Annotated in this window: 23 protein-coding genes; 14 read left to right on the top strand and 9 right to left on the bottom strand. The window is 69.5% G+C overall.

The features are described from left to right. Positions 1-629 precede the first annotated feature (629 nt). From OG948_RS57615 to OG948_RS57595, 5 genes are all read left to right on the top strand, one after another. On the top strand, positions 630-2,723 hold the full coding sequence (locus OG948_RS57615) for a serine/threonine-protein kinase (RefSeq protein ID WP_331773054.1): 2,094 nt from the start codon (positions 630-632) through the stop codon (positions 2,721-2,723). A gap of 1,744 nt (positions 2,724-4,467) precedes the next feature. Further along, the gene (locus OG948_RS57610; RefSeq protein WP_331773053.1) at positions 4,468-4,767 is read left to right on the top strand and encodes a hypothetical protein; all 300 of its coding nucleotides are present in this window, start codon (positions 4,468-4,470) and stop codon (positions 4,765-4,767) included. 425 nt (positions 4,768-5,192) lie between these two features. Beyond that, a complete protein-coding gene (locus tag OG948_RS57605) occupies positions 5,193-7,106 on the top strand; it encodes a hypothetical protein (RefSeq protein ID WP_406300828.1) in 1,914 nt (637 codons plus the stop codon). Continuing rightward, positions 7,103-7,345 carry a type II toxin-antitoxin system RelE/ParE family toxin gene (locus OG948_RS57600; RefSeq protein ID WP_331773051.1) on the top strand — a complete coding sequence of 81 codons (243 nt, stop codon included), beginning with the start codon at positions 7,103-7,105 and terminating at the stop codon, positions 7,343-7,345. Before OG948_RS57605 ends, OG948_RS57600 begins: the two co-directional genes overlap by 4 nt. A 972-nt stretch (positions 7,346-8,317) precedes the next feature. Then, positions 8,318-10,942, top strand: coding sequence for a hypothetical protein (locus OG948_RS57595; RefSeq protein WP_406300827.1), 2,625 nt, complete (start codon positions 8,318-8,320; stop codon positions 10,940-10,942). 412 nt (positions 10,943-11,354) lie between these two features. On the opposite strand, the gene OG948_RS57590 is transcribed toward OG948_RS57595, so the two are convergent. After that, positions 11,355-12,353 (bottom strand): DUF234 domain-containing protein, encoded by a 999-nt coding sequence (locus OG948_RS57590; RefSeq protein ID WP_331773048.1) that lies wholly within the window; start codon positions 12,351-12,353, stop codon positions 11,355-11,357. Positions 12,354-12,740: 387 nt separating this feature from the next. Between OG948_RS57590 and OG948_RS57585 the strand changes: the two genes are divergently transcribed. After that, entirely contained in the window at positions 12,741-12,944 is a 204-nt protein-coding gene (locus OG948_RS57585) for a cold-shock protein (protein ID WP_331773047.1), read from the top strand. Positions 12,945-13,625: 681 nt separating this feature from the next. Here OG948_RS57585 and OG948_RS57580 read toward each other — a convergent pair. Both OG948_RS57580 and OG948_RS57575 read right to left on the bottom strand, forming a co-directional pair. After that, entirely contained in the window at positions 13,626-14,057 is a 432-nt protein-coding gene (locus tag OG948_RS57580) for a nuclear transport factor 2 family protein (RefSeq protein ID WP_331773046.1), read from the bottom strand. A 72-nt stretch (positions 14,058-14,129) separates the two neighbouring features. Then, positions 14,130-14,558 (bottom strand): hypothetical protein, encoded by a 429-nt coding sequence (locus OG948_RS57575; protein ID WP_406300825.1) that lies wholly within the window; start codon positions 14,556-14,558, stop codon positions 14,130-14,132. A gap of 546 nt (positions 14,559-15,104) precedes the next feature. Between OG948_RS57575 and OG948_RS57570 the strand changes: the two genes are divergently transcribed. Together OG948_RS57570 and OG948_RS57565 are read left to right on the top strand one after the other, a co-directional pair. Next, the gene (locus OG948_RS57570) at positions 15,105-15,950 is read left to right on the top strand and encodes a TMEM175 family protein (protein WP_406300824.1); all 846 of its coding nucleotides are present in this window, start codon (positions 15,105-15,107) and stop codon (positions 15,948-15,950) included. Further along, positions 15,833-16,348, top strand: a complete 516-nt coding sequence (locus tag OG948_RS57565; protein ID WP_331773044.1) for a DUF6624 domain-containing protein — start codon at positions 15,833-15,835, stop codon at positions 16,346-16,348. Before OG948_RS57570 ends, OG948_RS57565 begins: the two co-directional genes overlap by 118 nt. A gap of 212 nt (positions 16,349-16,560) precedes the next feature. On the opposite strand, the gene OG948_RS57560 is transcribed toward OG948_RS57565, so the two are convergent. From OG948_RS57560 to OG948_RS57540, 5 genes are all read right to left on the bottom strand, one after another. Continuing rightward, entirely contained in the window at positions 16,561-16,875 is a 315-nt protein-coding gene (locus OG948_RS57560) for an integrase core domain-containing protein (RefSeq protein ID WP_406300823.1), read from the bottom strand. Beyond that, positions 16,856-18,055, bottom strand: coding sequence for an IS30 family transposase (locus OG948_RS57555; RefSeq protein WP_331773381.1), 1,200 nt, complete (start codon positions 18,053-18,055; stop codon positions 16,856-16,858). The genes OG948_RS57560 and OG948_RS57555 overlap by 20 nt, the downstream gene beginning before the upstream one ends. A gap of 169 nt (positions 18,056-18,224) precedes the next feature. Further along, a complete protein-coding gene (locus tag OG948_RS57550; protein ID WP_331773043.1) occupies positions 18,225-18,923 on the bottom strand; it encodes an IS3 family transposase in 699 nt (232 codons plus the stop codon). A 26-nt stretch (positions 18,924-18,949) separates the two neighbouring features. Then, positions 18,950-19,240 (bottom strand): transposase, encoded by a 291-nt coding sequence (locus tag OG948_RS57545; protein WP_331773042.1) that lies wholly within the window; start codon positions 19,238-19,240, stop codon positions 18,950-18,952. An 81-nt stretch (positions 19,241-19,321) separates the two neighbouring features. Further along, positions 19,322-20,173 (bottom strand): alpha/beta hydrolase, encoded by an 852-nt coding sequence (locus OG948_RS57540; RefSeq protein WP_331773041.1) that lies wholly within the window; start codon positions 20,171-20,173, stop codon positions 19,322-19,324. Positions 20,174-20,438: 265 nt separating this feature from the next. Between OG948_RS57540 and OG948_RS57535 the strand changes: the two genes are divergently transcribed. Next, the gene (locus OG948_RS57535) at positions 20,439-21,167 is read left to right on the top strand and encodes a GntR family transcriptional regulator (RefSeq protein WP_406300822.1); all 729 of its coding nucleotides are present in this window, start codon (positions 20,439-20,441) and stop codon (positions 21,165-21,167) included. Positions 21,168-21,434: 267 nt separating this feature from the next. Next, a complete protein-coding gene (locus tag OG948_RS57530) occupies positions 21,435-21,824 on the top strand; it encodes a helix-turn-helix domain-containing protein (protein WP_331773640.1) in 390 nt (129 codons plus the stop codon). On the opposite strand, the gene OG948_RS57525 is transcribed toward OG948_RS57530, so the two are convergent. Further along, complete coding sequence (locus OG948_RS57525) at positions 21,784-22,710, bottom strand: LysR family transcriptional regulator (protein WP_406300821.1); 927 nt, start codon at positions 22,708-22,710, stop codon at positions 21,784-21,786. The two genes, OG948_RS57530 and OG948_RS57525, sit on opposite strands and share 41 nt — an antisense overlap. A 94-nt stretch (positions 22,711-22,804) precedes the next feature. Between OG948_RS57525 and OG948_RS57520 the strand changes: the two genes are divergently transcribed. The 4 genes from OG948_RS57520 (at position 22,805) to OG948_RS57505 (ending at position 26,135) form a co-directional block, all read left to right on the top strand. Continuing rightward, the gene (locus OG948_RS57520) at positions 22,805-23,914 is read left to right on the top strand and encodes an epoxide hydrolase family protein (RefSeq protein ID WP_331773038.1); all 1,110 of its coding nucleotides are present in this window, start codon (positions 22,805-22,807) and stop codon (positions 23,912-23,914) included. Next, complete coding sequence (locus OG948_RS57515; RefSeq protein ID WP_331773037.1) at positions 23,911-24,225, top strand: hypothetical protein; 315 nt, start codon at positions 23,911-23,913, stop codon at positions 24,223-24,225. The genes OG948_RS57520 and OG948_RS57515 overlap by 4 nt, the downstream gene beginning before the upstream one ends. Further along, the gene (locus OG948_RS57510) at positions 24,222-25,112 is read left to right on the top strand and encodes a fumarylacetoacetate hydrolase family protein (protein ID WP_331773036.1); all 891 of its coding nucleotides are present in this window, start codon (positions 24,222-24,224) and stop codon (positions 25,110-25,112) included. The genes OG948_RS57515 and OG948_RS57510 overlap by 4 nt, the downstream gene beginning before the upstream one ends. A 150-nt stretch (positions 25,113-25,262) precedes the next feature. Further along, positions 25,263-26,135, top strand: a complete 873-nt coding sequence (locus OG948_RS57505) for an SCO6745 family protein (RefSeq protein WP_406300935.1) — start codon at positions 25,263-25,265, stop codon at positions 26,133-26,135. Positions 26,136-26,176: the final 41 nt, after the last annotated feature.

Raw genomic sequence — 26,176 nt, 5'->3', positions numbered from 1 at the left:
TGCACCGCTTCGAACCGCATCCCGGTGCACCCGGTCGACATCGGAGCCGTGGAACGGCGGGAAGGCATCGGCGACACCGAGTTCCGCTGGTCACCCGAAGGCGCAGCACCCGTCGAGGACTTGTAAAGCCACCAGGCGGACGACAGCCGCACCAAGCGGATCATGCGCCAGATGCACGGCCGAGCCGGATTCGACCTCCTCCGCCACCGCATCCTTCTCCAATGACGACGGAACGTCACCACCGACTACGGAACAGAGCCGAGTCCTTGATAGTCCCGTGGGTCGAGCGCACGGCGGACCCTGCGGCACGGGTGGACGCGGCGGCGGTGTGATCGGGCTTGATGACGTTTCCTGAAAGTCCGCCTTGCGCTCGCGTGGTTGGCCGGAGCTGCTCGTCTGCATCCCTTGCATCGAAGCCGCGATGCGTCCGTGGGCGGGTGTCTCGTCGATCGGGACATCGTGGGGCTTGTTGGCCGTGTGCCGGTCGTCGGCATGAACTCGTCGGAGACAAGGGCGGATTCGCTCTCGTTGCCGCTGGGTGGAGGGACGGGTGGGCGGGTGGTGTGGGATCTTCGGTGTGGTCCCGTGAGGGCGGGCCGGGCCGATGTGCCGTTCGGGGGGAGTTGTCTGTGGTCGTTCGGGTTTTGGGTGGTCGTTACGAGTTGGTGGCGTTCGTGGGCCGGGGCGGTATGGGGGAGGTGTGGGAGGGCCGGGATCGGGTGATCGAGCGGCGGGTGGCGGTCAAGCTGTTGCCGCACGATCGACGCGACGCCTCTGGCGCGGAGTTGTTCTTCCGGGAGGCCAAGACCGCCGGCGGGCTGAACCACGCGGGTGTGGTGACGGTGTTCGACCTGGGCCGGGATCCGGACGACGGCACTCTCTACCTGGTGATGGAGTTCCTCGCCGGGCGGGACCTGGACACCGTGCTGCGCCAGGACGGTCCGCCCGAGGTGGCGACGGCGGTGGAGTGGGCGGCGCAGGCCGCTGCGGCGTTGGAGGTCGCCCACGCGGCGGGGGTCGTACATCGGGACCTGAAGCCAGCGAACCTGATGCTCGGCCCGGAGGGTCGGGTGAAGATCCTCGACTTCGGCATAGCCCGCTACGTGGCGTCGACGAATCGATCGAGCAAGGTCGTGGGTACCCTGGCGTACATGCCTCCGGAGCGGTTCGGCGAGTTTCCCGGGGACGCCCGCTCGGACCTGTACTCCCTGGGTTGTGTCCTGCACGAACTCCTCAGCGGGCACCCGCCCTTCCGCGCCGGTGACATGGTCGCGATGATGGCCGCCCATCTGCACGCGACCCCGGTGCCACCGGGCGGCACGCGTCCGGGTGTCCCCGCCGCCCTGGACGACCTCGTCCTGGCCCTGCTCGCCAAGGACCCCGACCAGCGGCCCGCGTCCGCGGCCGAGGTCCACGACCGGCTTCGCGAACTCCCCACCACCGCCGCGTACTCGCCCGGCACGGGCACGAACAGGGCCCCGCTCGCGGACGCCGACCCCCCGGCTGCCGCGGGGGGAGCAACGACCGTTCTGCGTGCCCCTGTCCCGCACCAGGTGCCCACGGTCACGGCCCAGGTGCCGGAGCGCGTTTCGGGAGCGGCGGCGGACACCCCGTCGCCGCGAGGGCGCGTCACCCGCCGCACGGCGCTGAGGCTCGGCATCAGCGCCACGGCCGGCGCCGGCGTCACCGCCGCCCTCACCCTGTTCGACGACGACGCCCCCTACTCGCGGCTTCGGTGGCGGCAGCGCATCGGCACCCTGATCGGTTCGTCGCCTGCGGTCGCCGAGGGGGTCGTGTACGTCGGCAGCGACGACAAGGAGATGCACGCCCTGGACGCGCGCACGGGGAACCACAAATGGACCTACACCACCCGCGACAAGGTCGACTCGTCGCCGACCGTGGTCGACGGGGTTGTGTACTTCGGCAGCGACGACGGAAACATGTACGCCGTGGAAGCGGGCACTGGGAACCGGAAATGGACCTTTACCCCTCGCGTCCTTCCCTACCCCGTCCAAGAGTCCCCGGCGGTGGTCGGGGGGAGCGTGTACATCGGCAACAGCAACCACGTGTATGCACTGGACGCCGCCACCGGGGTCGTGAAATGGAACTTCGAGCGCCCCGGCATCGATCGCCCCGGCATCGATTGGGGTTTCTCGTCGACGGCCGTGGTCGGCGGAGTCGTGTACGTCGTCGACGCCACCAACGTGTACGCCCTGGACGCCGCCACCGGAAACCAGAAATGGGCCTCCACCCCCGGCAGCGACCGGGCCTTCTCCTCGCCGGTGGTGACCGACGGAGTCGTGTACACCGGCACCCGCACAAACGTGTACGCCCTGGACGCCGCCACCGGAAACCAGAAATGGGCCTCCACCGTCGACTACAGCGACTTCCACTCGTCGCCCGCGGTGGTCGACGGGCTCGTGTACTTCGGCGGCAACGACAGCGTGCACGCCCTGGACGCCGCCACCGGGGTCCGAAAATGGATCTTCACCACCGGCGGCTCGGTCCCAGAACCGCCGGTGGTCGTCGCGGGGGTGCTGTACGTGGGCAGCTACGACAAGAACGTGTACGCCTTGGACGCCGCCACCGGAAACCGGCGATGGACCTTCACCACCGGCGGCGGGGTCTTCGGGACACCGGCGGTGGCCAAACAGGTCGTGTACGTGGGCAGCGCCGACGGGAACATGTACGCCCTGGACGCCACCGGAAACGACCCGGCATAGCTTTTTCCCCACCCCACCCTCGACAAGGGGGCGACTCCAATCGTCCAGGGTCGAAGCACGTGGAGATCGTCGAGGCGGGTGGTGAGGCGCATGCGGCGAAGTTGGGTGTGGCGCTGGCCAACGCACGCCAACGACAGCCTGCTTGGGCGCCGGAGCGCGCCGAGGCGCTCACCGCGCTCGGGATGCGGTGGACGGAGTTCTCGTGGGTGTGCCGGCGACGGAATGCGGTTCGCCCTGGTCGGCCCCGACCCTCGTGCTCTCACCGATGAGAACCCTCGGCGACACCTCGACTGAACCGGCCACATCACCGTGCAGCTGCCTGCTGATCGACGCGAAGGATCGCGGCGGGATCCGGCGTCCGACGACGGTGTTCGTCTCGTTCCGGTGAACCGCCCGCGACGGGGGCCGGGAGGGTGTAAGTGTGGGTGGGTGTCCTTCGCGGAGTCCACACATCTCGCCTCGTGGCGTGTCGTGCGGGCTGTGCCTCGCGCGGGTCGACGGGGAAGGGCTCCGGCCGCGGCAACGCGCGGCCGGAGCCCTTCCCGTTCGTCGCGCGGACGATCCGGCGGAGGGGAGGGCCGTCTCGCCCGTGGACGGGTTCGGGTCGACTCGCCGCGCCGGATCCGGTCCGCGATAGTCACGATCCGTCGGTCGAACAACAGGTTCATGGTCGCCAGGAGTTGCGGGTCGATGTCCGGGCGCAGCAGGCCGGGGACCAGGTCGTTGAGGCCGACGCGGTGGCCACACGTGTGAAGGCCTTCGAGGCGTTCGAGGACGAAGGCGTCCAGGTTGGTGTTCAGGGTGCGGTTGATCGGTTCCATCGCGGGGTTCGGTGGGCCTTGGAGCAGGGGTTCGAGGCGGCGGCACATCGCTCGGCAGCCTGGCCCGCCTGGTACGCCAGGCCGCGATCGCAGCGATCCTCGACGGCACCGAGAAGATCACCACTACCGCCCCCGCGTCACCAGGCGCGTCCGCACCGGCGGCCGACACGCCGACACGCCATGTGAACACGACCGGGACCGGCCTGGCCCCGGGGTCGGGGTCGGGGTCGGGAGGACTCCCGTGACGCGACGGAACCAACCGGCGGGGCCCGGCCGCGAACCCGCGGGGCAGGACCCGGACCGGCACACGACCGGACGCGTTCCGTGTGGCGCCCCTGCCCTACGAGTCCACCGCCTCCTGGCTCGGCTGCGTCGCGGCGACGTACCGGCAGAGAGCGCCCGACCTCCTGAACGGCATCGGCATCGCCACCTCGGGCACGCGAGGCGCCGGCGACACCGACACGACCGAGATCCACCTCGACCCGGCAGCACAACGGCGCCTCGCCGCGTTCGCCCGAGTCCCCCACCACCACCTGAAGCGAGCGCTCCCCCGCCTCGAACGGCCCGGGACGGGCACCCGGCCCGAACACCGGACGCCGTCGGGGCGACCGGGGCCGCCATCGCCGTGTGGCACCGCCTCGACCCCCGGGAACAACCCTCATGGGCGTGCCCGTGGTGCACCCTGCGACACACCCATGGCGCCACCGCACGGACACGGGTGTACCTGCCCGCCCATCGGGTGTGGTGCCCGCGGCACCGGTGTTGGAGCGCCGGCGGGCCCCGGCCGCGGCTCCTGGACACCCGGGGGCTGCCCGAACTCGCCCACACACACCGGGAACACCGCAGGCTCGGGCGCCGGCCGAACGCGAACACCGCTTACACGTGGGCGTCGTCGATCGTCACGCGCCGGCAACGACCACCGGTTGTATCTCACCGGCCGGTGGCGGGCACGAGGACACCGCCTGGCCACCTTCAACCGAGACCACACGGCCGCGCAGGACAGTTCCCGGGAACTCACCGCCCGGCCCGTGATCGTGTATCCCGAAACGGTCACCTCGTCCGCGCCCTCGCTCGCACACACCCAACGGCGACACCCCCGGCCCGACCGGCACCCGGCCGTGACCGCGTTCCTCGAACACACCGCCCACACACTCGAACTCGCACGCCTCGCGCCCGGACCCGACGACTTCCTGCGGGCCTGGACCCACCACACCCGACCCTGAAAACCCCGCCCCGGGGCCGATCCCCAACCGCCCGGCAAACAGGGCGGGCAACCGCTGCCTACGGCATTCCCATCCGAACTGCACAAAATCTCAGTACATCCCACAACATCCGCTAAATCCAACAGAAGTGAGAAAACCCCAGCTCACAACCCCGTCGAACCCACCGACACCCCACCCCACACCCCGAAAACCAGGCCCGCCACACCTACACACCCGAAAACCATCCCGACACGACAGCGAAACCCCAGCCCACACACCCCACCAAACCCCACAACCAACGACCACTCACACATGTCGGGGCAGAGGAAATGGCTTGCCGGATCTGCCCTGAGCGGCCTGCGGCACACAGTGAACTGCGCCTGTGTCAACGGCATCTGAGCTCGTGGAAGAGCGGGGGCGCCGACAGCGCGGCCTTCGCCTCGTGGGTGTCCGGCAAACAGGCGTATCCCGGCTACGGGCCCTGCGGCGCGGTCGTCTGCCCGAGTCCGGCCGACTCCCCGCTGGGGCCGTGCTCATGGCACGGCAGCCGCTACCGCCGTGACGGCAGGCCCGGCAAGGCCGCGATGCCGAGCAACTGGTGGCCGCGATACGAGAAGTTCGGAAAGCCGGTCCCGATCGATTACGGCGACCAGGCGGCGTTCCGGCGCTGGTGTGCTGCCGTTCCGGCACATCACTGGCCGGGGCAGATCAATCTGGGCGGGCTGCGGCCCCTGGTGCGGGCCGAGATCCAGTGGGGTCTGTTCGTCCACACCCGCCGAGCCCGGCCCAGTCGGTGGGATCTGGGCTGGATCCGGTCGCTGGTGACCACATGCCGCACGCTGGAAGTGAACTCGCTGGTCGACTTCGAGTTCGGGACCGGCGGTTCGGCCGCGTTCACCGGGGCGATCGCCGAGGAGATCCTGCACGAGCTGCGGTTGGTCTACTTCACCCCGCAGGAGGCCAAGGACGCCGGCTTCCTCGAGACCGAGCACTTCGGGGTGCTGTTCCCGCACCGGATGAGCCACATCGACCTGAGCGGCATTCCGCAGCGCCGGCTGCGGGATCTGACCTGGGACCACGTGGCGGACCTGTTGCGGTCACCGCGCTGTCCCCGCTCGGCCGGCCCGGTCGACGACCTTCGCCGGGCCTCCGTCGAGCCGGGAACCTTCCTGGAAGTCGAGGCGCGTGGCGGTGGCCACGACCCTGCGGTTCCGCGGGAAGAACACGCCCAGCGTTTCGTCGCCGACCAGCGCCACCGCGAGCGCGAAGGGCTCCCTTCGCCGGCCATCAAGCGGCCGGACGGGACCGCGAGCGTCGTCACCACCGTCACCCGGTCGGTCGTGTTCAACGCCGTGCGCAAGCTGATGCGCGAGGCACTCGACACCGGCGCCGCGGAACGGCTCGGCCTGAAGAGAGAGTTCATCATCGCGTTCCCGACAGCCGGCGCCACCACCGGCCGGACCGCGCGCCGTCCCTTCCCCGACGAAGTCGCCCTGGCCCTGGCCGACGAGGCGAATCCGGCGGAACTCGCCGCCACCTACGACGCTCACGACAATGGCGTCCGCGATATCTGGGAGACCACCGTCACCACCGGCCGTCGCATCGGAGAGGTGATCAAGGTGCGGTGGGACTGCATCGGCCGCTACGGCGGCCTGGCGATGTTCTGGCACGACCAGACCAAGGTCGGCAACCACGACGCCGCAATCCGCATACCCGAACGGCTCTACGAGCTCCTCGCCGAACGCCGGCGCAAGACCCTGGACCGCTTCACCGCCCGCTACGGCTACCGACCGACCGGCGCCCAACGCAGCCGCGCTGGCTCTGTTTCCCACGATCCACCGCAGCCAGGACGGGACCGTGTCACTGACCCATCAGTGGTTCTACAGCCGGTTCCGGCCCTGGGTGGACACCATGGACCTCGGCCACTACGTCCCCCACCAGGCTCGCCACACTCTGGCGGGCGCCTCATGCGTCTCGGGGATCTGCCGCCCCGATGCGGTCTTCACGCCACCGGCGCGCACACGCTTCACATAGTCCAGGCACTGCGTGCGGTTCACACTGGGGAGGACGAGACGTCCGGGAATGGGGAGTGTGCGGTGGAGCCGATGACGACGGTGGTGCGCGGCAAGGTGGTCGCGCTCCCGAGAACACTGGACGAGATCCGCGAGGCGCTACCGGTCGACAGGCGCGCGGAGTTCGACGCGGTGATCGGAAGCACCCCGATCGCGCAGTTGACGCAGGTCGCGGCGGTGTGGGCGCTGCCGGTCGAGGCGCGCGAGGACGCGGACGCGGCGATCGCACGAGTGGAGGCGGGCGACTTCGACGGCATGTTCAACCGGGACGGAACACCGGTGCGGTGAGCTACCGAGTCCAGCTCACCAACGAGGCCCGCAACACCTACGGCCACCGCACCCCCACCCAGAGGCAGGCCTTCGACCGCGGCATCTCCGACATCGCCGACGACCCCTACCGACGCGGCACCGCCCCCGAGGGCAAAGACCCCGACCGCCGCACCGCCGCGTTCGGACCCGTGATCGTGGCCTACATGATCCACGGCAACATCCTCACCGTCACCGTCCTGCACATCATCCCCATCTGAACCCACGCGCCCGAACGGCAACCGAACAGAAACACAGGGGCACCGCAGGCCAACCACCCTCCACCCGGCGCAGCGGGTGCGTTCACGGGTTTTTGATGGCGCCGACGATGTCCGGGTCAGAGCCCAGGCGCAGTTGCGGGTCGGAGCTTTCCGGGAGCGGTGCGGCCCCAGGACCACGAACCGGCCTCCCCGTTGGGCATGTCGACCATCACCCCGAACGGGCGGTGGCGAACCACGACAGCCTCCACCACCGCACCCCGCGCATACGCATTCGCCATCGGCTCCCCGCCCTTCCTCGGAATTTCCACCGTCCGATCCGCGAACGCCGCGACGGGCCCGGGGTCACGCTGAGCGGCCTGCGGTCCACCACACCGACAGGTTCACGTCCCACAACACGTTCGACGTGCACGTTCGTCTCGTTCGGGTGAAGTGCGCGCGCCGGGGGTCGGGTTGATGCAACGGTGGGCGGGTGCCCTTCGCGGGGTCCACACTTATCGCCTCGTGGCGTGTTGTGCGGGCTGTGCCCCGCGACGGAGACGAGGGAATCGGCTCCGGCTGCGGCAACGCGCGATCGGAGCCGTCCTTCGAGTCCGGGCGGGCGGGGTTCAGTGGTGGAGGAGCCACCACACGAGCCATCCCCCGGCAGCGCGCCCCGCGCCCGAGGCAATCCCGCGAACCGCATGGGAGGCGGCCGTACGGGCGGCACGGACGATCCAGGCGTGGACGCGCCTGCGGGCCGCGGGGATGCGGGTGGGGGTGGTGTCGGTCATGTCATCTCCCGAGTCCGGTCGGGCGCCCTCGATGTCGGGCCGCCCGGTGTCAGGAGCCCATGAGGCCCGGACAGCGGTGTGTTCGGCGATCGGACGGTGACCGGCCCGAACGATCCCTACTCTGGTCACCCCGGGAATCCGCAGGTCCCCGGGAAGGGATTCGGTCCGTATTCGGACCGAAGACACAGGCCGGGGGGCGTGAGTGGGGACGGACGAGCGAAGCGCCGGCGACGACAGCCGCGGGCAGAGCCACGCGGGCGAGTCTGCGGTGGAGTGTTTCGCGCGATGCCTGCGCGAACTCCACCAGGCGGCCGGGAGCCCCGCACACGCCGAACTGATCCGGCGGGGCCTGGCCCACAAACCACCGATCCGCCTCAAGGCCGCCTCGCTCAGCGACTGGTTCACCGGCCGTTCCACCCCCACCGCACGCTCCACCCAACTCGCCTTCCTCCTCGGGTATTTGGAGAAGATCGCCGACAACCACACACCCGGACGGCAGCCCACCCCACCCGAGCAATGGCGGCAACGCCGCAGACTGGCCGAGAACGAACGCCGCGCGAGACGCCCCTCCCCGAGCACACCCGGGACGCGTCCCGACCACACCGCGCCCGGCCACACCGCGCCCGGCCACGTCGACGAACCCGACCCTGGCGCCCACGCCGACGGCCGGGCCGCCACGGTCGTCTACCAGGGCGACCCCATCGACTCCGGTCACGGCACCCTCACCGGTCCCGGGCTCCACCGCACGATCGGCGCACCCGAAACCGCAGGCCGGCCTGTGCGCGAGTTCACGGACCCGTTCGCGCTTGAGGTGCACCAGGCAATCGACGCACCCGAACACACCGGAAAGGCACTACCGGTGCCGCCGGTGTACGTACCCCGCGCCCACGACCGGCTCCTGCGTGCGGCCGTGGAACGAGCGGCGGGCGGGGAGAGCACGATGGTCACGCTGGTGGCCGGGTCCTCCACCGGCAAGACCCGCGCCTGCTGGGAAGCACTCCAACACGTGCCGAACGGCTGGCGGTTGTGGCATCCGATCGCCCCGGGACGACCCGAGGCCACCCTGGCCGAGCTGTCCGCCGTGAGGCCCCGCACCGTGCTGTGGCTCAACGAGGCCCAGTTCTACCTGGAACCTGACGAGGTCGGCGAGCGCGTCGCGGCGGAAGTGCGCGAACTCCTACGCGACCCCGCCCTCGCACCGATATTCGTGTTGGCGACGTTGTCGCCGGACCCGTACTGGGACGCCCTGACCGCTTCCCCCTCCGCCGGTGCCCCGGACCCACACGCGCAGGCGCGGGCCCTGCTCACCCGAACCGACCTGCGCGTGCCCGACGCGTTCACCGGCACCGATTTGGACGAGGTGCGCGCCCGAGCCGGAGAGGACCCGCGGCCGGCGGATGCCCTCGCGAGTGGGGACGGCGGGCGTGTGACCCAATTCCTGGCTGGCGCACTCGCGTTGCTCAAGCGCTACGACCTCGCCCCGGTCGGCGCACGGGAGGTGATCGAGGCCGCCATGGACGCCCGCCGCCTCGGCCACGGACCCGCCCTGCGCCAGGCGTTCCTCGAGGACGCAGCCGACGCCTACCTCACCGACCACGAATCCGACACCCTCACCGACGACTGGTTCGAACAGGCCCTCGCCTACGCCACCACCCGCGTCCACGGCGCCTCCGCACCCCTGACCCGCATCCGGCCCCGCCGACGCACCCGCGACACCACCCGAGACAGCGGTGACCAACCGACCTATCGCCTCGCCGACTACCTCGAACAACACGCGCACCACGCCCGGAGACGCTTCTGCCCACGCGCCTCATTCTGGGACGCCGCCCACGAGCACGCACACACCACCGAGGACCTGCTCAACCTCGCTGACGCTGCGCGCGCTCGGTTGCGACTGCGCCACGCCCAACACCTCTACAACAAGGCGGCGAACACCTGCGATCCACGCGCACTGATGAGCCTCGCCGAATTGCGGGATGAGGCTGGGGATCATGAAGGCGCCGAGCACTGGTACCGCGAGGCCGCCGATGCCGGACACACCGGCGCGCTACAGGCCCTGGGGAACCTGTGGGAGCGCGTGGGCAATCACACCGCCGCGGAACGCCTGTACCGCAAGGCCGCCCGTACGGGAGACATCTCCGCACTGCATTGCCTGGTCATGCTGCGCGTGGGGATGGGCGACCTGAACGGCGCCGAACGCCTCGCCAACGAAGCCAGCGACGCCGGAGACAGCGACGCACTGTCAGCCCTTGCTCAGATGCGGTACGAGGCAGGCGACCACGACGGCGCCGAACGCCTCTATAGGCAGGCCGCGGACGCCGGCAATACCTACGCGCTGACAACCCTGGCCCAGATCCGGGAGGAGGCAGGCGACCACGACGGCGCCGAACGCCTCTATAGGCAGGCCGCGGACGCCGGCAATACCTACGCGCTGGGAACCCTGGGTCGGATCCGGGAGGCGGCGGGCGACCTCGATGCTGCCGAACGCCTGTACCAGCAAGTCGTCAACGCCCAGCTTGAAAGATTCCTCAGATCGTCCAACCGGAGAGCAGGCGATCCGCGGCTCCCCGACCGCGCATACCACCCAAGCCTCGGCTACGGCGGTGCCCTCGGGCTGCTTTCCCTGGTCCAGGCCCGGGAAAGGATGGGTGACCGCAACGGCGCAGAACGTCTAGCTCGCGAAGTCGCCGACACCGGAGACACCCACGCACTGACGGCTCTCGCCCAATTCCGGGAGGAGGCAAACGACCACGACGGCGCCGAACGGGTGTGGGGGTGGCTACGTAGCGGCCTCGACGCAGACGATGCGCCATCCGTCGACGGCTGAGGACGTAGCGGCGCGGTGCACCGGCGTCGGGTCGGGGTGTCCTCGATCGCAGAGGTCAGGCGGGAGGGCCGGGCCAAGGGCGATTCACACATCTCGTTCGGACCAACGCTCCGAGAGTCGGTCTCGGAGCGGGCTGCAGCACCTTCGCTCATGACGGTTTTGCAGGTGTGGCCTTCGTCGTTGGTCCCTTTACGGAGGACCCACACGTGACCTCCCACGGGATCGGGATCGGTACTCCGCCGATCCGTCATGCTCGGTCGTCGGACCGCACGCACCCCGCCAGGAGCGGGGGTGGGCCGCGGTCGGTCGCCTACCGGCGCCGGGAACTGCCCGACCCCCTGCGGAACTTACAACAATTCCTCACAACTTGGGACTGAACCGCGCACCGGCCGGCGCGTCGGTGTCCTCCTCGCTATTCCCAGGCTGTGAGCAGGTCTTGGGGTTCGTAGGCGTAGTCGATGCCTTGGGTGGTGGTGCCGGAGCGGCTGGCGGCGATCAGGGGGGTGTCGGGGCCGGCTCCGGGGAGGCGGTCGCGGTGGACGGTCAGTGCGGCCAGGTCGCGGTGGTCGAACGCCGCGCCCTCGAGCCATTTGATGGAGCCGACGACGGTGACGTGTTCGGCGACGGGTGCGCGGTCGGCGGCGACGATGTCGATCTCGGGGTCGTTGGTGCGGGTCCAGTAGCCGCCGAACGCCTCGCATCCCGGTGGGAGGCGTTCGGGCGGGAGGAGGGCGAGGGCCTCGCGGACCACGGGTTCGACGGCGCGGCCGCGCCGACTGCTCCACGAGGTGCGCAGGCGTCGGTTGGCGCGGTCTCCGCGGCCGCGTTCGATCTCGGCGAGGTGCGGACCCACGAAGGCCGGCCACAACCGCAGGTGGGGGTCGGTGACCCGATAGCGGGTGTCCTTGTTCGCGGGTTTGGTCGACAGGGGTGTCTCGGCGGCGACGATCCGTTTGTGGACCGGGAGCGTGAGGGCCCGGGTGAGGCCGGCGCCGGCGATGTCGCCGGCGGCGCGGGCGATGTTGGTGAAGGTGCGTTCCCCGCTGCCGATCGCCTCCAGGACCCGGCGTGCCTGGGCTTCGGTGGGGAACTCGGCGGCCAGGCTGCGTTCGCCCGACACCACCAGGGCCGAGAGCAGGTCGGCCAGGCAGGTTGCGAGGTAGGTGTCGGTGTCCGTGCCCGGTTCCCATTCCGCGCACAGCAGCGGCAGGCCGCCGGTGGCCAGGTAGGCGTCGAAGGCCTCGGCCGCGGGAAGGTCGAGCATGGCGGCGACCTCGCGCGGGTTCGGTTGGGGGACGACCGTCTCGGTGGCGCGCTGGTAGAAGGGGCGTCCGTAGGTGCCCATCGCCTCCATCATGGCCAGGTCCGAACCGATGCCGATCAGCAGCACCGGCTTGCGGGGCTGCCACATACGGGGTCGATTCCCCCTCGTCCGACGACGGCCGGGTCAGGCACCGGCCGGGCCGGGGCCGTCCGGGCTCCTGCGGCACCGGCAGGACAAGGGCCGCCGCAGCGGTCGCTGCCGCTCTCACGCCCCGAGGGCGGGTGTTGGACCGGGTGAGGACGTAGCGGCCTCCGCCGTCCGAATCCACCCGGTTTTCGAACGTCCGGTCGGGGCCTCGTCCATCCCGGAGGACACCCGATTCGGGAACCCTCCGGCGTGGGGCCGGTGTTCCCGCCGCAGGAGCGGGAGGTTCGGCGAGGACGTGGGAGGGAAACGTTCAGGAGCCGGAGCCGGGTCGAGGCTGCGGTCGGCGCGTGGTTTTGCGCTGTGGGCATGCGAGAGGAACCGGCACCGATGGCGCAAGGCACTGTGAAGTGGTTCAACGGGGAAAAGGGCTTCGGGTTCATCTCGCCGGATGAAGGCGGCCCGGACGTGTTCGTCCACTTCTCCGCGATCCAGGGCTCCGGGTTCCGGAACCTGGAGGAGAACCAGCGGGTCGAGTTCGAGATCACGCAGGGCCAGCGCGGACCGCAGGCGGACAAGGTCCGCGCCCTGTAACGGCAGCCCTGCCGAAAAACCGCCGGCGTCGACACGGGTGCGGCCCGGCGGACGTGGGAACCGCTCGAAACGCGAGCAGGACGGCGAGGCGTCGGTGTTCCATGTACCAGACGATCAGGCGGCCCTCGGGGTGATCACGGATGCCCGACACGCCGGAATCGTGGTCGGAGGGGTCGCCGAGGTCCCGGACGGCGGCGGCCAAACGTTGTCACGACGCACCGTGTGATGAGCGTCGCCAACGACACGCCCCGGGTTTGCGAGGGGACTCCGTCTTCGGTGTCCTTGTCGGCTCTGGCACACATCCAGCGGTGCAGCGCCTTCACGTTCCCGTCCAGGTCCGTCAGACACGCCCAGAGCGCGTCGTCCAGCGTGAATCGGTCACGTCGCACGCGGGTCCACGCGATCCGACCCGCGTGCCGCTGCCAACCAGCGCCACACGGTGCGCTCGGACACACCCACCGCGTCGGCGGTGACCGCCATATGCGCGCGGGTGACACCCCCGCTTCCGCCAGGGCCGGCAGACGCCGCACCACCAGCGGCCGCATCCACCGGCGCTTGGCACAGCCGACACGCACGCGAGCATCCGATCAGGTGGGAGGACCGGCGTGATCACCGAACGCACGGGCTCGTCGATCCGTCCCGGGGCGCCCGGGAGCCTGTGGCGCTCCCGGGCGGAGGGACTCACCGGGCCGAGGACTCGTTCGCGTCGCCGAAGAGGACGGACGCCACGTGGTGGGTGTCGGCGTACTCCCGAACCGAGGTGATCCGTCCGTCGCGGACGACGAAGACGCCGATGCAGCGGTTGCGATACGCCGCGCCCCCCGCAGCGGTGCCGTCCGAGGTCCATTCGGCGACCACTTGCTCCCCGTCCGCGACGATGTTGGTCAACGCGATGACCAGTGGGGCGCCCGCCTGCAGGCGCGTGCCCATGCCGCCCAGGAAGTCGTCGATGATGTGGTCGCGCCCCTCCCACACGCCGGAGATCGGCAGGCTTCCGGGAAACGTCCAGGCCGCGTCCACGGCGAAGCTGTCGCGCATGACGTCGACGTCGCCGTCGCGCACGGCCTCGACGTAGCGGGTGACAACGGTCTTCGGGTCAAGCAATGCGGTCATGGTGGCTGCTCCTTCAGGTGTCGGAATATCGGGTGTTGCCGGGAGAGTCGTGCCGAGGCGAGAACCCGGTTGTCAGGAAACGGGGCCCTTGCACTGCTCAAGCCGCACGGCACCCCGATCTGGTTCGGGCAGGCCGGCCGGACTCCGGTCACCCTGAACTTCTTCGACTTCTTCAGCGGTCCCGAGTCCGCCATCATCCGGCACTGCCATGACGACCACTTCGACACATCCTTCGGCGAGGACCTCGACACGCTGGTCCGGCTGGTCGCAGCGGACCGCTTGCACCCCGAGATCGGTCTCGTCGCCTCCTGGGACGACACCGCCGACGTCCTGAGACGGCTTTGCGACCGCAAGGTGCGCGGCAACGCGGTTCGCGGCGAAGTAGTGCCCGACGCCCCCGGAGACACCGGTGGGCAACAGTCGGCGGCCCAGGACCGAACCCGCGGTGCGCAGCAGCCTCAAGGCGGTGAGTCCGGCCGGCGGGAGTGCGGCCGCCGTCACGGCGGCGACGCTGTCCCGGAGCTCCGCGAGCGAGGACGTGGGGACGGCGACGTACTCGGCCCAGCCTGCCTGTGGTGGGTGTCCGACGACGCGGCAGCTCACCCCCGGCCCCGATCCGTCCGTCGCGCCTTGTACGACCAGGCCCGCTATGTCCTTGCCGGGACGCCAGTGGGGCTGCGAATTCCCCGGTTGGAAGTCTCGCCGCGATTGACCGAGAAGGCCTCCACTTTCACCCGGCGCCTCATCGGGTCGCGGCATCGGCAGCTCGACGTCACCGAGTGTGATGTGCGATGCCGGGTTCCCGGTCGCCACGAATGCCTTCACGAGAATCCCACCTCGTCATAGCGTCGGCCGCGACCTGCGGCCCGGTGTGCGACCAGCTAAGACCAGCGCGCGCCGGCGATCCAACAACCCCCGGAGATTTACGACAACCATCAGTTGTCACCCCTGTTCCGAGGGGATATCAGGTGTCCCTCCGCCGCCGGTCGACCGCAGGACGCGTAGTGGCGGGTGGCCGATCGGAAGGGCGTCCGAGACGCCGACGTGATGTCCATCCGCATGTCGCCGCCTCTCGGGCGTCCGCGGCGAGAAGACGTCCGCGCGACGATGTCGTGCGAGAACGGCCCCGGCTGCCACTCCGTCGACCACGGGCCTCGGCCCGGGAGGACCCGGTCGGTGTCTCCGAATCGGCCGCGGTGCCTGCCCCGCGGACCGATCGCAGGCCGCCCGACCGGCCCGGGCCGGGAGAGTCCGGGCTCGCGACACGGCCTCGGATGCGGAAGGCCACCTGAGGGGTATATCAACATAAATCTGACAAACTCCATTCATGGCAGACGCGGATACGGGCGCGGACGAGGGTCGGTCCCGTCGGCTGCGGACCGCTCGGCTGGAGCGTTCAGCGACGGCGTCTTCGCCATCGCGATCACGCTGCTCGTCCTGGACATCGCCGTTCCGCCCGGGTCGGCGGACGACTTGGCGCACGCTGTCTTCGAGCAGTGGTCCTCGTACCTGGGATACGTGGTGAGCTTCGCCACGATCGGGGCGGTGTGGCTGGCCCATTCGGCCATCACCGAGTACCTCGAGTACGCGAACATCTGGCTGATGCGCCTGAACCTGCTGCTGCTCCTCGCGGTGTCGTTCCTCCCGTTCCCGACCAAGCTGCTGTCCGAGTACATCCGCGAGGGACCGCACCGCATTGTGGTGTGTGCGGCGGACCGCAGATGCCGGCGCACCGCCAAGACGGCAACCCCGCGACCGAAGGGAAGGCCGAACCCGTGGCAGACCACGTGGACGAGGGACTGCGCACCGAGCTGCTCGCACGCATGGACCGCGACCAGCAGGCACGCGAGGCACTCGGCCCTGCGGCGACCGACGAGGAATGGGCGCGGGTGAACGCGGTCGACGCCGACAACACCCCATGGATCATGACGGTGATCGCCGCCCGGGGATGGCCCGGGCGCAGCCTGGTCGGCGACGACGGGGCAACCGCCGCCTGGCTCTTGGTGCAGCACGCCCCGTTGGAGGCACAGTTGACGGCTTTGCCGTTGCTTGCCTCCGCTGTCGCGGTCGGGGACGCCGCGTTCCGGGACTTCGCGTGGCTGCTCGACCGAATCCGGATGCGGCAGCAACTCCCCCAGGTCTTCGGGTCGCAATTCACCCGCGACAGGCCGTCGGACCCGTGGCAGGTCTACCCCATGGAGAAGCCCGAGGCGGCAGTCGACGCGCTGCGTGCCGCAATCGGCGTGGATCGCGTCGACACGACACGCGGCATCCTCAACCCGGGCACCTGACGTTGGGGGAAATGCACGGACGCCTACAGGGGGACGTGCAGGTGTCCGGTGCTCCCGTGAACCGATGACTCGTGCCGCAACGGTGTGGGCTCGGGAGCGTTTCGGGTGTAGGTGACTCACCGGGAGACAGCGGGCGTTCGGGGCGCGCGTTGATGGGCCGACAGCGAATCCTGAGGGGCCTCGCGTTCTTCGGACAGGGCCCGGCTGTCAGTTCATGCGGCCAGTCGCAACTCTTCAAACTCGGCATGTACTTCGCGTGGAGGGCGGTAACCCACGGCCGAGTGAAGGCGTTTGCGATTGTACCAGAATTCTATGTACCGGGTGATATCCCGTCGGGCTGCGTCGCGAGACGGGTAACTCACGCGTGAGACCCGCTCGTTCTTCAATACCCCGAAGAAGGATTCGGCCATTGCGTTGTCGAAGCAGATCCCGGTACGGCCGACGGACCGGCGCAGGCCGAGTTCACCGAGCAGGCTCGCGTACTCGACCGACATGTAGTTGGCGAGTTCAACCGGTCGTTGCAACACCGGGTTGTTGTAGTGAGCGTAGCTGTTCCTCGAAGACCTCGGCCGGGGTCTTCCAGCCGAGGATCTTGCGGGGTCGGTTATTGATGGCCAGGGCAACGGCTTCGAGGTCCTCGGCGGACCACCGGGACAGGTCGGTGCCCTTCGGGAAGTACTGACGCAGCAGCCCGTTCGTGTTCTCGTTTGTGGGTCGCTGCCAGGGCGAGTGCGGATCGGCGAAAAACACCTTCGTCCCGGTCTCGAGCGCGAACTGGGCATGCCCGGAGAGTTCCTTCCCGCGGTCCCAGGTCAGGGTCTTGCGGAGCTGCTCGGGTAGCTTCGTCATCGACTCAGTCAGGGCAGTGTTCATCGCGACGGCGCCGTAACCGCCCAACGGCGGGCCGTTCTTCACCGGCGGCACCTCGCCCCAGCCCTCCATCCTCGGCAGATGCACCAGGAGTGTAGATCGGCTGCTGCGCTCGACGAGCGTGCCGATCGCGGACCGGCCCGTCCCAATGATCAGATCGCCTTCCCAATGCCCCGGGACCGCGCGGTCCGCGGCCTCCGCAGGACGTTCACCGAGGACGACATCCGCGGTGACATGCCCCTGCGGCTTGTTCCGTGACCTCGACCGAGGCTCTCGAAGTGCCCGCCCGGTGCGCAGGCAGGCGACCAGCTCCCGCTTGAGCGCGCCACGGCCCTCAATGAACAGCGACTGGTAGATCGCCTCGTGGCTGATGCGCATGGACTCATCCTCGGGGAAGTCGGCCTTCAACCGGTGCGAGATCTGTTCCGGGCTCCATGCTGTCGCCCACCGCCTGTCTTGCCGGTGCGGCTTGTTCAGCCCCTTCCACGGAGGCGTCCGCGGTCCCGCGACGACCGTCCCGTCAGGCCGGTGAACGTTCCCCGAAAGCCTCTCCTGCACGTACTCACGCAACCGGTCGTTGCCCAGGAGCTTCGCGCTCTTCGGGCGCTTGGCCGCCTGCTGAGCCTTCCACTGGGCGACCGTCGCGCGGTACTCCTGCTTGCCGCCGCGCGTGGCGGCGTTGCGGCGCAGTTCGCGAGAGATTGTCCCGGGGTCACGCCCCAGGGCGCGGGCGATCTCGCGCACGCCCTTGCTCGTCGCCCTGAGGATCGCAATCTCCTCGCGCTCCTCGAACGTGAGGTACCGGCCCGAGGGCTCGGCCAACGAGATCGGCGGCATGCCGCCAGCGTGACGAAACCACCTCGCGCCCACCGGCCACGACACGCCGACCGCCAGCGACGCCTCCACCGTCGTGACCCCCGTGGCGATAAGTCGCCAGAACTGGCGCTGCACGACCCGAGACGGATCAGGCCGCCCGGGCGAACGCATCGCCGGCCGCAACGCACGGTCAGCGCGCCACTGCCGACGCCGCCCCTCCGGAACATCGCTGGTCTTCAAACTCCAGTCCGCCGTGGCCACGCCGCACACCTCCGAGATCAGGGTGTTGCGACGACCGGTTGAATCCACCGTTGCTCCCGCGGTCCGAGTGGAATATGGCATCTCTCGCCAGGGTGCGGTTCCGCGCGGCGTTGCGAATCGCCCGGGATATCAGCGGCGTCCGATAGTGGTCGTCCATCGCGTAGCCGACGACTTCCTTGGTGCAGCAGTCGATGACGGTTGCCAGATAAAGCCATCCCTCGGCCGTCGGAATGTAGGTGATGTCCCCGACGAGCTTTTCGCCGGGAGCCGAGGCGCCGAAGTCGCGGCCGACCAGGTCCGGCACGGGCGCGGACTCCGGCTGGGTCTGCGACCGGCGCCTCGGGCGAGGCTGACAGGGCACCGGGTCCAGGTCGCGCATGATCCGGCGGACCGGCTCCGGGCCGGCCGGGGCGCCCCAGCGCAGCAGCTGGGCGTGGATGCGGCGATGTCCGTAGGTGCCGTCGGACATCTCGAAGGCCTTGGCGACGAGCAGCGCCAATTCCTCGCGCCGTTGTGCGGTCACGGATTCCGGGCGGTGGCGCCACTCGTAGTATCCGGACCTGGACACGCCGAGGCGATCGCACATGAATGCGACGGGATAGGCGTACTCCGCGGTGTCGAGTCGCATCGATTCGATGAACTCGTACTTTCCGGCTACCGGGAATCCTTCGCGAAGTACGCTGCGGCTTTTTTCAGGAAGGAGTTTTCCAACTCCAGCTCACGGACGCGGTGTTCGAGTTCCTTCAGCCTGGCGCGCTCGTCCACGGAGGACGCCTCGTCGGTGCTCTCGTGCTCGCGTTTGTACTCCCGAACCCAGTTTCGGAGCGTCTCCGGGTGCACATCGAGTTCTCGCGCGGTCTGCGCGATCGGCCGAGGAGCGGACTTCAGCGCCAGTTGAACCGCTTCCTCGCGGAACTCCGGCGTGTACGAGCTGGGACGTGCCATCGGCTGCTTTCCTCGATTCCTTACAGGACAACCCTATTGGGTCCCTGTCCGGAACCTTCGTGGCACCTCACCCCCACATGATCAGAGCTTGTTGTCGTGAAGGAACTCCCTGATCAACTCGTTGTACTGCGCCGGATTATCCAGAAACGGCGCATGGCGGCATCCGTCCATGACGACGGGCGTCGACCGCCACAGCGCGGCATAGGTCAGAGAGTCCACATAGGTGCGGTTCACGAAGGGATCTTCACGTCCGTCGATGATCGCCAGTGGCACGGACGATGTCGCGACGAGTGCCCGCTTGTCCAAGTCGTGTCCCGCCCAGACGGACGCGAACATGACGCGCCGCGCCCGCCCATCCGTGCGCAGGATGTCGCTGAGCACCCCTTCCGGTGCAGGTGGCGTGGTGACCTGGTCGGCATAGTCCGCCGCCTCGGCGAGCGTGATGTCCTCGACGCCCGCGTACCGGAGGTCGGCGGTCGGGAGGAATCCGTCACCCAGCGTGTCCTTGCCGACCGGTGGTGTACCGGTCATGATCAGCCCCGCCAGACCGGGGAACCGGGGAATGAGCTCCAGACCGATGTACCCGCCGAGCGACCAGCCGACCACGACCGCTCGCTTGATGCCCAGCGCGGTCAACACCTCCACGATGGTCGCTGCGTAACCTCGGTGCGTGTACGCCTGCTCGGGGTCCGTCGCGTTGTCGGACTCGCCGTGTCCCAGCAGGTCCAGAGCCAGCAGCCGCCGCGGCCCGAAATCATCGTCGAGTTGCGCGCGGAAAACAGCGCGGGACGCGGAGTTTCCGTGCACGAACACCAGCGGGGCGCCGGTGAGCTCGGCGTCGGGGTCGGAGTCCGTGTAAGCGATGCGGCCGAACTGCGTTCGGACGAAACGGGTATCGCTCGGGGCGGCGGGGGACTCGTTATGGGTTGCCATGATCGGGGACCGCTCTTTCGATGTGTTTCACAAGACGCCGCGGGATGCGCGTATGCATCCCGGGACACTGCCGGATGCGACGGTGTCGGACGCCGTGAGGCCGGCTCGCCTGGTCGGCTCGAGGCTCGTTGCGGGGCCGGCGTCGTACATCTCAGCCGTCACGCGCCACATCCGGACATCGGCGACAGTAGCCCGCCGATCATCCGACACACAAGATGATTTTCGACATTCATGCTGAGTGTCGCATCAGCGCTAGGGTGTCGGCATGTCAAAAGGGGTGACGACTCGCGGTGAAGTCGTGTTCATGGCGATTCGTGAAGATATTTTGACCGGGCGACTTCCTCCGGGCTCTCGACTGCCGTTCGCTCGGCTGTGCGAGCGATACGACGCCAGCATGGGAGTGCTGCGCGAAGCGCTGTCCCGGCTGTCGGAACAGAACCTGGTGCATGTCGAGCCCCAGCAGGGGTACCGAGTCGCCCCGCTGTCGGCCGAGGACCTCACCGACCTGACCACCGCTCGGATTCACATCGAGAGCCTGGCCCTGCGTGAGTCCCTGGCGCAGGGTGACCTCGCGTGGGAATCGCGCGTAATCGCCCTGCACCACACCCTGGCGCGTACGCCACAAAGCCGTCCCGACGATCCCGCGCGTCTCACGGAGGCGTGGACCCGCGCGCACGCCGCGTTCCACGCCGGCATCCTCGACGGCTGCGCCAATCGGCGCCTCCGCAGCATCGCCGCCGGGCTCCGCGACTGCGCTGAGCTCTACCTTCATTGGTCCCGGCTCCTGGGACCCGACGAGGACCGTGACGTCGCCGGCGAGCACCGTGCCCTGCTCGACGCCGTGCTCGCCCGAGATACCGACACCGCCGTCGACGTCCTGGTGCGACACATCCAACGCACTACCACCACGTTGCTCGACAGCGCAGCAGGAAACGCCGACCTCGCCGGGCTCGGCGCCGAAGCCGGAGCGCGTCCCGCACCGCCGCGGAAGTGATTCGGAGAGCGTGTCGGCGACGGCGACGTCAGCTCTCCCCCCGCATGATCAAAGGGGGTGCGGCGGTCGACGCTCCAGGTCAGGCGGGCGGTCAGGGCCAGCCGCCGGGGCGCGGGCGGCGACGCGGCGCTGTGAGGTGTCGGTGAAGGCGTTGTCGTGGGAGCGGTCGGGGGGTTCGGTGTCGAGGACGAGGATGTCCCCGGGGCGGGTTTCGCGTTCGGCCACGGCCTGGGAACGAGATTCCGGGTTCCGGACGTTTTCGTCGTGATGTCGTGGACGGTCGGAAGATCCCTAGGCCAAGCCGCGGATACGCCGGATGCGCAAAGTGGTGGGCCGGCTCCCAAGGAACGGGCGGCGCGGGAGCGGTTGCGGTTGAATGCCGCCGAGCGGTTCGAGCGCGGTGAGCCGAACGCGGTGATCGCGTCGGAGTCACGGGTGGCGCGTCGGTCGGTGCAGCGGTGGCATCGGGCCTGGCGTGAGGCGGGTGTTCAGGGTCTGCGGTCCGCCGGCCCCGCGTCGAGTCCTCGGACGAGTCCGCCGATCTCGTCGAGGCGCCGTGGCGGCAGATCAAGCACGGGCCATGATCGCTCGTGTATGCGGGCGGAGCCGTCGCGGATCACGTTTTTCGTGTCGGTCCGGCCTCGTGGGTTCCGGTGAGCAGAGCTTCGGCGTGTTTGCGGAAGGCGGTGACCAGGCGGCTGCGGTCGCCGGTGCGCGTGGCGAGCACGACCTGGCTGGGTTCGACCCCGTGCAACGGGATGGTGGTGAGGCTGGGATGCAGGCCGGTCGCGTAGTCGAGGGGCGGCCCGATGGCCACGGCCTGCCCGGCGGCGATGAGTTCGTGTTTGTCCTCGAGGGCTTCGACCAGGGGGCCGTCGGGCGCGGGCCGCCCGTCGGGCCGGGGATCGAGCCGCCAGTAGGCGTTCAGCAACGGGTCGGACTGGCGTACGTGGGGGATCGGCTCGTCGGCGATGTCGTCGAGGGTGACCGACTCCTTGCCGGCCAGACGGTGGTCCCGGGGCACGACCAGCACGCGCGGTTCGTCGTAGAGGACGGTGACGCGCAGCCGGTCGGTGGGGAACGGCAGGCGCGTCACCACCGCGTCGACGCGGTGCTCCAGCAGCGCGCCGCGCGAGTCGTTCCAGGCGAGCAGGCGGGTGTGGACCTCGGCATCGGGATGGCGGTCCCGCAGGGCCCGCACGGCCGCAGTGAGGACCAGGCCCTTGGTGTAGCCGATGGTGATGCTGCCGGGTCGGGCCGCGGCCCGGGTGCGGGCCATCGCCTCGACCGCGGCGCGCAGCAGCCCTTGGGCCTGGGGCAGGAAGATCTCGCCGGCCTCGCTGAGCCGGGTGCCGCGCGTGGTGCGGTCGAGGAGGCGGGCGCCCACTTGCTGTTCGAGGCGGCGGATCTGCCGGCTCAGCGACGGCTGGGTGGTGTGCAGCGCCTCGGCGGCGCGGCCGAAGTGCTGGTGCTCGGCGACCACCGTGAAGCACTGCACCAGCCGGAGGTCGAGGTCGACGGGGGCGGGGAAGCGTTCGGACACCATCCCACTCTAGCCGGCCTTATACGCAGACCGTATTACGCGTTGCGGAACAATCATTGGACCGCGAACCCATCGTGGCCGCACCGTAGTGATCATGACATCGAACAGCGTGACACCGTTTCGCATCGATATTGCGGACAGTGCCCTGGAGGATCTGAAGGACCGACTCCACCGGGTACGCCTTGCCGACCGGGAGACAGCGCCGGACGGCACCCAGGGAGTGCAACGGGAGCGGCTTGAGGAGTTGCTGGGCTACTGGGCCACCGGCTACGACTGGCGCAAGCTCGAGCGGCAGCTCAACGAGCTGGGCCAGTTCCGCACGACCATCGACGGTCTCGGCATCCACTTCATGCACGTGCGCTCGCCCCGGCCCGACGCCACTCCCCTGTTGCTGCTGCACGGGTGGCCGGGCTCGTTCCTGGAGTTCCTCAAGACCGTCGGCCCGCTCACCGAGCACGGCTTCCACCTCGTCGTCCCCTCGATGCCCGGCTACGGCTTCTCCGACCAGCCCGCCTCGACAGGCTGGGACCCGGACCGGATCGCCCGCGCGTACGGCGTGCTCATGCGGCGCCTCGGCTACGACTCCTACCTGGCCCAGGGCGGCGACTGGGGCGGTGTCGTCGCGACCCGCATGGGGGCGCAGCGCCCGACGGGCCTGCGTGCGATCCACGTCAACTTCCCCGAGTTCCTCGCCGCACCACCGGTCGGCGACGACCCGACCCCTGAGGAGAAGGCCGCACTCGAACAGGGCAGCCGCTTCTTCGCCGTCCATTCCGGATACCACGTCGTGCAGCGCACCCGGCCGCAGACCATCGGCTACGCCCTGACCGACTCGCCGGCCGGGCAGGCCGCGTGGATCTACGAGAAGTTCCTCGACTGGGTCCGGCCCGACGCCCTCACCCCCGACGAGATCCTCGACCACATCTCCCTTTACTGGTTCACCGGCACCGGTGCCTCCTCCGCCCGCCTGTACTGGGAGTACGCCCGGCAGCCGCTCGCTCCGACCGAGCTGGACCTTCCCGTCGGGGTCAGCGTCTTCCCGGACGAACTGACGCGTACCCCACGCATCTGGGCCGAGCGCGCCTACCACGACCTGCGCTACTTCAACGACGACATCCCCGCGGGCGGCCACTTCGCCGCCCTGGAGCAGCCTGAGCTGTTCGTCGAGGAGATCCGCAAGTTCGCGCGGACGGTGGCCGCATGAAGACGGTCGTGATCACCGGGGGCACGGACGGCATCGGGCACGGCATCGCCCGTGTCCGTCTCGGGCGTGGGGACCGGGTCGTGGTCGTCGGGACCGACAATGCCGAGGCCGCGCGCATCGGCCGTCTTCGCGCGACCGGTAAACCTGCGGTGATCGCCGTCGGGAAGACCCTGCCGTTCCTGGACTCCGGCACTCCTGGCCGGCCCGTCGCCGTGAGCGAGGGGGTCGCCGGCCCCCCGGACCCCCGGGCCTCCTCCCCCGCCGGCGCACGGCGACTCCACGACTGCACCCGGGAGGTGCTTGCCCGATGAGGTGGGTCAGCTACCGCTCCGCGGACGGCTTCACACGCTGCGGCGTGGTGCACGACAACGAAATCCACGCCCTGGGTACGGACCTGCTGGAGCTGCTGCGCGCCGAAGGCGGGCTGGCGGCCGCCGCAACCAGGCAACCGAGCGAGATCGTCGAGCTGGCTACGGCCCACCTGCTGGCGCCGATGCCCGTACCCCCGGCGGTTCGGGACTTCGCCGCGTTCGAGCGCCACGTCGGCAACGCGGGAAAGGCAGCCGTCGGCGACGGCACGGTCAGCCCGGTCTGGTACGAGTATCCGCTCTTTCACTTCTCCAACCCGGCGGCGATCAAAGGACCGCACGACAAGATCCCCATCGCCCCGGGCGCGCGGTTGTGGGACTACGAGGTCGAGGTCGCCGCAGTGATCGCCGGGGACTGTTCGAACCTCGACGCCGGCACGGCGGAGGAGCACATCGCCGGCTACCTGGTCTATTGCGACTGGAGCGCACGCGATATCTCGGCAAGCGAGATGGGGTTCGTGTACGGCCCGTCCAAGAGCAAGGACGCCTCGACCAGCCTCGGCCCGTTCCTCGTCACCCCCGACGAATTGGAGCCCTACCGCTCGGGCAAGGGCTACGCGTCGCGGATGGACGGATACGTCAACGACGAGCACTACGGCGGCGGCAGCTGGGACGAGATCCACTGGTCGTTCGGCGAGATGCCGGCGCACGCGTCGCGCGGCACCACGCTGCGAGCCGGCGACATACTCGCCAGCGGCCCCGTGGGCACCGGCTGCATCCAGGAGTTGTCCGGCCACCGCCCCTACCTGGCATCCGGAGACACAGTCCGGATCGAAGTACAAGAACTCGGCGCAGTCTCCGCACGGATCACCGCGCCAGAGCCGCCCTGACATACCCGGATAGGTCACAGACGATCCTGCACTTCACCGCGTGAGGTTGAGCGCGGTCACCCTTGCGCCGCCCCTCACCCGACGTTGATCCTTCGACTTGCCAGGAGACAACCCGCGATGCATCTCGCCGGCACCTTTGGTCGTGCCAACATGGACATGAACGCCGTTCGCGAGGTCAGCCTCACCATCAACGCGACCCACCTGTTCGTCTACTTCGTCCCCGAGGCACCGGAGGAGGCCGCCAAGCTCGGCGTGACCGAGTACGGACCGGCGTACTTCGCGTTCCGGTCGGCCCCGATGGGCGCAGTCCCGTGGCAGGTCACACTCGCGACCTTCTACAACTTCAGCCCGCGGTCGGTCCAGGCCATGGCAGGCGTGTGGGATACCGCAACGCCGGAGCAGTGGCAGGCCGCTCGCTTCGCGGCCGTCGATCGTGCGTTGCAGCGCGTCGACGTGAACCTCACCGCCGATCAGATCGCCGAGGCGCGATCGCTGATCGCCCCGGTCGTCGCCGGCGCCGACTACGCCGGAAAGACGATGGCTGCCGCCAACGCCTCCGTCCCCCTCCCATCCGACCCGCTCGTCGCGCTGTGGCAGCAGATCACGGTGCTGCGCGAGTGGCGCGGCGACGCGCATTTCATCGTGCTCGCCGCCAACGACCTCGGGCCGTGCGACTGCAACGTTCTGCAAACCGCGACAGGACACTTCCCGGAAGCGATCGCACGCGCCACCCGGCTGTGGAACGACGAGGAGATGGCCGCGGCAACGACACGCCTCGTCGCACGCGGCTGGCTCAACGCCGACGGCACCGCGACCGATGCCGGCATCGCGGCGCGCGAGCAGATCGAGGCCGAGACCGACGCGCACTGCGCCGCGCTGTGGACGCCGATCGGCGACGCCAACGTCCGTCGCCTCACCTCGCTCATCATGCCGATCCACGACACCTTCACCGCAGCCGGGACATACCCCTTCCGCGTGGAGATGGGAGACACGCAGTCCGCCGATCCGCAGGCCGCCAGGTAGTCCGATCGCGGTGACGGGACATCCCGCCGGTGTCGGCCACG

It is taken from the genome of Embleya sp. NBC_00888 (genome assembly GCF_045207655.1).
Lineage (GTDB): Bacteria > Actinomycetota > Actinomycetes > Streptomycetales > Streptomycetaceae > Embleya.
This window is presented reverse-complemented; position numbering and strand designations above follow the sequence as displayed.

Coding starts and splice junctions, on each gene's coding strand:
- OG948_RS57590 (WP_331773048.1), bottom strand. CDS start 12,353: ATGTGGCAGCCCCGCAAGCCGGTGCTGCTGATCGGCATCGGTTCGGAC.
- OG948_RS57585 (WP_331773047.1), top strand. CDS start 12,741: ATGGCGCAAGGCACTGTGAAGTGGTTCAACGGGGAAAAGGGCTTCGGG.
- OG948_RS57580 (WP_331773046.1), bottom strand. CDS start 14,057: ATGACCGCATTGCTTGACCCGAAGACCGTTGTCACCCGCTACGTCGAG.
- OG948_RS57570 (WP_406300824.1), top strand. CDS start 15,105: ATGTCCATCCGCATGTCGCCGCCTCTCGGGCGTCCGCGGCGAGAAGAC.
- OG948_RS57555 (WP_331773381.1), bottom strand. CDS start 18,055: ATGCCGCCGATCTCGTTGGCCGAGCCCTCGGGCCGGTACCTCACGTTC.
- OG948_RS57550 (WP_331773043.1), bottom strand. CDS start 18,923: ATGCGACTCGACACCGCGGAGTACGCCTATCCCGTCGCATTCATGTGC.
- OG948_RS57545 (WP_331773042.1), bottom strand. CDS start 19,240: ATGGCACGTCCCAGCTCGTACACGCCGGAGTTCCGCGAGGAAGCGGTT.
- OG948_RS57540 (WP_331773041.1), bottom strand. CDS start 20,173: ATGGCAACCCATAACGAGTCCCCCGCCGCCCCGAGCGATACCCGTTTC.
- OG948_RS57535 (WP_406300822.1), top strand. CDS start 20,439: ATGTCAAAAGGGGTGACGACTCGCGGTGAAGTCGTGTTCATGGCGATT.
- OG948_RS57530 (WP_331773640.1), top strand. CDS start 21,435: ATGTCGTGGACGGTCGGAAGATCCCTAGGCCAAGCCGCGGATACGCCG.
- OG948_RS57520 (WP_331773038.1), top strand. CDS start 22,805: ATGACATCGAACAGCGTGACACCGTTTCGCATCGATATTGCGGACAGT.
- OG948_RS57515 (WP_331773037.1), top strand. CDS start 23,911: ATGAAGACGGTCGTGATCACCGGGGGCACGGACGGCATCGGGCACGGC.
- OG948_RS57510 (WP_331773036.1), top strand. CDS start 24,222: ATGAGGTGGGTCAGCTACCGCTCCGCGGACGGCTTCACACGCTGCGGC.
- OG948_RS57505 (WP_406300935.1), top strand. CDS start 25,263: ATGGACATGAACGCCGTTCGCGAGGTCAGCCTCACCATCAACGCGACC.